This window comes from Halochromatium sp. (assembly GCF_054919635.1).
Genome location: NZ_JBUDPI010000219.1, coordinates 1 through 6,538, shown reverse-complemented (window position 1 = coordinate 6,538; position 6,538 = coordinate 1). Strand labels below are relative to the sequence as shown.

Genomic DNA, 6,538 nt, shown 5'->3' with positions numbered 1-6,538 from the left:
CCGTCGCATGGCCCGCCTGCTCGCGGATCAGCGCGCGCATGTGCTGGATCTGCGAGGGATCGAGCCCATTGGTTGGCTCATCCAGGATGAGGATCGGCGGCTCGTGCAGGATCGCTTGCGCCACCCCGAGCCGTTGCCGATAGCCGCGCGAGAGCGTTGCGACCGTTGCTCGTGCCTTGGTGCCGAGCTCGGTGCGCTCGATCGCGCGGTGGATGGCGTCGGCGCGATGCCGCGCCGGGATGCCATGTAGCGTGGCCTGATACTCCAGATGCTCAAGCACGCTCAGGTCGGAATAGAGCGGACAGTTCTCGGGTAGATAGCCGATGCGTCGCTGCACCTCGCGTCGGCGCCGGGCCAGGTCGAGCTGATCGATGACGATCTGGCCCGCGCTCGGCTCGAGGAAGCCGGTGAGCATCTTCATGATGGTGGTCTTGCCGGCGCCGTTGTGGCCGAGCAGGCCGACGATCTCGCGTCGACCGATCGCGAACGACACCTGGTCCACCGCCCTCAGGGTGCCGTAACTGCGGCTGATCTCATGAACCTCGATCATCCGTCACTCTCATTAAGCTGTTGGCGATTACGCTGTTGACAGCGCCGGGCGCAAGCCGCGAGCGCGCGGAGGCGGGCGGCCGCGGCGGCCGGCAAGCGCGCGTATTGCACTGCACTGAGTGGGTCCGACGCAACTCCAGGCGGAGACTTCCCCGGGAAGAGACGCTTGGGTCGGCTCGGCGCTGACCATTGGTGGGCTCTGATGATGGGGCCTCTCGCCTGAGCTCGAGCTCGTGGACGCAATCCCTGTAGGATTGCCCGGTCCGATTGGAGAGTCCGATTGGAGATCAGGCAACGAGCACTTGGCTCTGATCCGGGGACTCTGCATCGACTATCCGGGATTATCCGACGTGGCGTTTGGCGTCGCGAACTGAAACAACAGGCCTGGGAGCCGCATCCATCTGGTTGAGTCATGATGAGCCGATTCGTTAATGGGCCAACGCAGTCGCACATCCCGCTGGCCGAGCGTATGCGCCCCCGCGGCCTCGACGAGGTGGTGGGTCAGTCGCATCTGCTCGCGTCGGGGCGACCGCTGCGCGAGGCCATTAGCGCGGATCGACCGCATTCGGCGATCTTCTGGGGACCACCGGGCACCGGCAAAACCACCTTGGCGCGGCTGATTGCCGCGGTGTCGAACAGTCGATTCCTCAGTCTGTCGGCGGTGCTCGCGGGTGTCAAAGATATCCGTGCTGCCGTTGACGAGGCACGCCAGGTCCGGTCGGTCGAGCAGCGCGGTACCATCCTGTTCATCGACGAGGTGCATCGGTTCAACAAGGCACAGCAAGACGCCTTCTTGCCGCATGTCGAGGATGGCACCTTGGTTTTCATTGGTGCGACCACCGAGAATCCCTCATTCGCGCTCAACAATGCGCTGTTGTCGCGAGCACGCGTCTATCTGCTCAAACCGCTCGAGATCGAGGACTTGGAACGTCTGGCCGATCGGGCGCTGAGCGATGCCGAGCGTGGCCTAGCGTCCGGTCATTTCGCCGCGAGGGGCCAGGGTGACGGAGAAAGCACGGCTGGCCGCGCGCCCCCTAAGGCGTCAGAGGGTGGGGATCTGGATTCAGGTGACAGGGCCAGGGGTAGGAATCGAATCCTGATTGATTCAGAGGCCCGGCGCCTGCTCGCGGAGGCCGCCGATGGCGATGCCCGACGGCTGTTGAACCTGCTCGAGCTTGCCGCTGATCTGGCAGTGCCGATCAATTCGGTTGAGTCTGAAGCCGAGCTTGGCGTGAACGACCAAGCCAAGCCCATTATGGCGGCGGGCGCCGGGCGCGAAGCCAAGGCTGACGTTCAGTCCGATCCTGACTCCATCGTTACGAGTCCAGAGCATAGGCCGGAACAGGGTGCAGAGCAAAGAACGGAGCACGGGCAAGGGCCGGCGCATGGCGCTGGCGTCAACCGTTGCATCAGCATCGAGACCCTCCGCCAAGTGATCGAAGGCAGCGTCCGCCGCTTCGACAAGGGCGGTGATGCCTTCTACGATCAGATCTCGGCGCTGCACAAGTCGGTGCGCGGCTCGGCCCCGGATGCTGCCCTGTACTGGCTGGCGCGGATGATCGATGGCGGTTGCGACCCACTCTACATCGCCCGGCGACTGGTGCGGATGGCCAGCGAGGACATCGGCAATGCTGATCCACGCGCCCTGGATCTAGCGCTCAACGCCTGGGAGGCGCAGCAAGGCCTCGGCAGCCCGGAGGGCGAGCTGGCGCTGGCGCAGGCAACCGTCTATCTGGCCAGCGCGGCGAAGAGCAACGCCGTTTACATGGCCTGGAACAGCGCGCTCGAAGACGTGCGCAAACAAGGCTCATTGGAAGTGCCGGTGCATTTGCGAAACGCGCCGACTCGGCTGATGAAAGAGCTCGGCTATGGTCATGCCTACCGGTACGCCCATGATGAGCCGGACGCCTATGCCGCCGGCGAACGCTACTTCCCGGATGGAATGACGCCAAGACGCTACTATCAACCGGTGGAGCGTGGGCTCGAGATTCGGATCAGGGAGAAGCTCGAGCGCCTCGAAGCGCTCGATCGCGCTGCTAGGTCAAAGCCGGGGTAAGGCTCGGGAGTAGGTTGTTGCCGAGCTTGTCGACCGTGCCAATAGTCGTTCATTCGGGGTTAAGCTCAGCACCTGAAACGGCAAACGCGACCTTGAAGGCTAAGGCTCAAGCCGGTGGCGATGAAGGCGGTGGCGGTGGCGGTGGCCTGCTCGATGCGGCCGCAATCGTCGGCTGTGCCTCCAGTCGGGCGCGTTTTAGGCCAAATAGCAGGGCTCCCGCGACGACGAGCAGCCCGACGCCGAGCAGAGGGCGGTAGAACAGCCAGGCGATAGCGATGGTGATTAGCGAGATCATCCCGGCGAGTATCCCGGCCAGTAAGCTGATCGCGCCGCCGACGAGTCGTCCGAGCGCGGGCACTACGGCGGCCAGCACCCTGAGCGTGCCGAACACTAACCGAAAGCCGATAAACATCAGGAAAAAGCCGGCAAACCGCAGCCCCCAGGTCAGTAGGCGATTGCGGTCATGGGCCGCCTGAAAAAGCGCTTGCGCTGAGTGCAGGCCCGGCTCGAGCAGCTCCACTTGGTTGCCGTTTGACGCCTGATAGGGCGTGAAGCTCGCGCCTCGCTGCACCGAGACCAGGCTGACCGTTTGCGGGGAGACGGCCTCGAAGTAGAACCGGGTATCCCCGACTTGGGGTGCGCTTGGGTTGTCGCCTAGATAAACCTCATCTGCCAGTTGCTGCGCCTTGGGCGGCAACTGCAGTGGGTTGTCCGATAAGGTTGGCTCGGTCAAGGATAGGCGCTGAAAGTCATCGATCTTCGACGTTAGCGAGCTCGAGAGACGGAAGGCGCCTAGGGTCACTGGGCTTGCGATTCGGCTCCACTGCTCGTAGGCCATGCTGGATGGGTTGCTGTGCCCATCCGGGCGTTTGAACGACGACGAATTGATCGGCCGTGACTCCCAGCCTTTGTCATAACTGTAGGTGGTCACCGTCTCTGTGCCACCGCCGAGCTTCTCGCGGGTCTCGGAGCGACTTTGCTCCCGCCATTGGTACATCTCGACCACACGCCGTAGCTTCAAGAACTGCCCACCGACTCCAAACACGGGGTCCACGAGCTCGTCTTCTGTCTCAGCCCGGCCGGAGAGATGAATCAAGCGTCCTTCATTGGCCGTATCGATCCGGGCCGCAGCAACCTCGATGACCTGACTGGAACCCTCTTCTAGGGCCTTAGCCCGCTTGACCGCGCGACCCTCATTCCAAGACAGGGCTACAATTTCTAGTCTCTTCCTTATCAACAACTTACGCCATCTAACCCCATGCACACGTGACTCAAAATGCCAGGGATGGCCATGCCGTGACTGCTATGCGTCACGTTTTGGTCACGGTGCTCCGCGCGACCTCCTCGGGAACGTTAGCCTCAGCATACACGAGACCGCCCCGCTCCCTCATCGTCTGCACTCCTCTCGAAGCCAGCAGGGGGAGACTGTGCATGCGAATCCCTATCCCGATTATGCCTGTTGTTGTTTCAACAGCAGTGCTCCTGTCTTGCGGCCCGCAGACGTCGCCGCCTGATCTCGATCCCACCTTGGGCCGTGCATGCTTCAAGGGACACCAGCCTACCCTGCCGCCAGGGAGCAAGTAAGAAAGCGTAACCAAGGCATCCGAGAACCGCATCAGCATCCGGGCGATGACAGGCACCGAGGTGGAGACGTTCGAATGCTCTCTGTCACCAGACGGCACGGCTACGGCGATCCGGGATTGAACCTGTGACCTCGAGTGCGTTCTGTGCGTAGTCTACCTGCTGAGGCATCACGGGGCAGCTCTCGCGGATGGCAGCCCGGGACCGTCAGCAAAGAGACAGGAAGCGGACATCAACCACGCGTCGCTGCTCGGCAGCAATCGGCCATGAAGAGACATAGCCATCTATGCCGCGATCGACGGCAACACTCCATAGAGCGGACACTGGAGGGCGGATGACGGCTTACGGAGATGCTTCATGCGCTTCAAAGCCGCGCAATCTGCGCGCCCACCCGCACTGCGGCGTCGAGGGAGAAGCCGCTGTTCTCCCAGGCGAGCATTTCGCGAGCGTCATCACGCTCAATCAGTCCGCTGCGGGCGAACCTAGCACAGCACGCGCACCTGCTCGGCGATGGCGGCAAGGGTCTCCGGTGTCAGCTCAGCGGCGGGGCGAAAGCGCACGGATTGCGAGACATCACCGGCATCCTCGATCGGCTCGAAGACCACGTCGATGACACAACAATGGTCATGGGCGTGCCGGGTAAGGGGGTTTGAGGCGGAGCCTCGCTAGCATTTCGCCGGTGCAAAGCCATCAACGGATAGCTATCGTCAAAACCGAAACCGCGCCTGGGGTCCAGATTGCCCTTCAAAGCGCAAGCCATCAAGAGATTGCTTTTCGGAGCACGTCCTCGGCCCAGTCCATGAACACTCGCAGCCGGTGTGACAGGTGGCGCCGGTGAGGGTAGACGATGTTGATCGGCATCGCGGGTGCCCGGGCCTTGGGAAGCACCTCAATGAGGGTCCCATTGCGGATGTCGTCGCGCACGTCGTAGGCGGGCACTTGGATCATTCCAAGGCCCGCAAGGCAGCAAGCGATCAGCGCTTCGGCATGGTTCGCCGTCACGCGGGATCGCAGTGGCATTTCTTGGACGCCGTCGGGAGTCTCGACATCCCAGTACTCGACGCGGGCGTTCGTTGGCGATGCGTAACGCACGGCGAAGTGGTTCTCCAACTCACCGATGCTCTGTGGCGTTCCATGGCGCTCCAAGTATGCCGGCGCCGCGCAGTTCGCCATTTCCAGCATCCCCAGCGGTCTTGCGACGAGGCTGCTTCCGGTGATGTCGCCGACTCTGATGGCACAGTCGATCCCGTCTTGAATCAGATCGACTTCTCGGTCCGTAGAACTCAGCTCGACCTCAAGCCCCGGGTACTGCTCGAGCAGTTTCGGTAGTGCCGGGGCGAAGATAAGCCTCCCCATCCGCCCCGGAACGCTGACGGACAAGCGCCCGCTCAAGGGCTGTGTCGACGCTTGGAACAGCGTTTCCAACTCGTCGTAGTCATTCAGCAACCTAGTGCAACGTTCGTAGAACGCGGCGCCGTCCTGTGTTGGTGCAACGCTTCTCGTCGAGCGCGTGAGTAAGCGAACGCCCAATCGTTCCTCTAGGTCGCGCACGGAGGTAGAGACCGTCGAGCGAGGCATCTGTAGTTGATTCGCAGCGCGCGTGAAGCTCAGACAGTCGACCACGCGCAGGTAGACCCGAAGGCTCTCGATGCGGTCCATGAATACCTCTGTTCGCAAATCTCGACAATAATGTTCAAGAATCGACGACTAGTCGAAATTTGTGAACAGTGTACCCTTCACGTCATCCACGTGCGGAGGGTCGAAACGATGAGCAACGCGATCAATGGAAAGGCGGTTTTGATCGCCGGAGGCGCGAAGAACCTGGGTGGACTCATCGCCCGGGACATGGCCAACAATGGGGCGAGAGCGCTCGCGATTCACTACAATAGTGACAGCTCAAGGGCAGCCGCCGAGGCGACAATCGCGGCGGTCAGAACCGCCGGTGCCAAAGCCTGGCTGTTTCAAGGGGATCTTACGTCCCCCAAGAATATGGAAGCGCTCTTTAGCGGCGCACGGGCGCAATTCGATGGAATCGACATCGCTGTCAACACCGTCGGGAAGGTCCTGCGCAAGCCCATCGCAGAGACGACGGAAGCCGACTTTGACGAGATGATGGCGGTCAACGCCCTGGGCCCGGCCTACGCCATGCATTACTGCTGGCCGATCTTCCTGGAGCAGCGGTCCGGATGCGTGGTGAACGTTTCGACGATGGCGACGCTCGATCCTTTCCCCGGCTTCTTCGCGTACGCGGGAACGAAGATGCCCGTGAACATGTACGCGAAGTGCGCCGCGATGGAGGGCGGCGAGCACAACATTCGCGCCTTCGCCGTGGCCCCGGGCGCAGTCGAGACG

6 protein-coding genes are annotated in these 6,538 nt (G+C 62.3%); 2 read left to right on the top strand and 4 right to left on the bottom strand.

All coding sequences use genetic code 11. The features are described from left to right. Window positions 1-550: ABC transporter ATP-binding protein (locus ACY693_RS13000; protein WP_462322253.1), on the bottom strand; the 550-nt coding region annotated here is incomplete at its 3' end. A 414-nt stretch (window positions 551-964) separates the two neighbouring features. Here ACY693_RS13000 and ACY693_RS12995 point away from each other — a divergent pair. Further along, complete coding sequence (locus tag ACY693_RS12995) at window positions 965-2,605, top strand: replication-associated recombination protein A (protein ID WP_462322252.1); 1,641 nt, start codon at window positions 965-967, stop codon at window positions 2,603-2,605. Window positions 2,606-2,711: 106 nt separating this feature from the next. Here ACY693_RS12995 and ACY693_RS12990 read toward each other — a convergent pair whose 3' ends face one another. From ACY693_RS12990 to ACY693_RS12980, 3 genes are all read right to left on the bottom strand, one after another. After that, the gene (locus ACY693_RS12990; RefSeq protein ID WP_462322251.1) at window positions 2,712-3,842 is read right to left on the bottom strand and encodes a TMEM43 family protein; all 1,131 of its coding nucleotides are present in this window, start codon (window positions 3,840-3,842) and stop codon (window positions 2,712-2,714) included. An 826-nt stretch (window positions 3,843-4,668) separates the two neighbouring features. Beyond that, a complete protein-coding gene (locus ACY693_RS12985) occupies window positions 4,669-4,791 on the bottom strand; it encodes a hypothetical protein (protein WP_462322250.1) in 123 nt (40 codons plus the stop codon). A gap of 154 nt (window positions 4,792-4,945) precedes the next feature. Next, window positions 4,946-5,845 carry a LysR family transcriptional regulator gene (locus tag ACY693_RS12980; RefSeq protein WP_462322249.1) on the bottom strand — a complete coding sequence of 300 codons (900 nt, stop codon included), beginning with the start codon at window positions 5,843-5,845 and terminating at the stop codon, window positions 4,946-4,948. Window positions 5,846-5,953: 108 nt separating this feature from the next. Between ACY693_RS12980 and ACY693_RS12975 the strand changes: the two genes are divergently transcribed. Beyond that, a partial coding sequence (locus ACY693_RS12975) for an SDR family NAD(P)-dependent oxidoreductase (protein ID WP_462322248.1) occupies window positions 5,954-6,538 on the top strand: 585 nt, incomplete at its 3' end.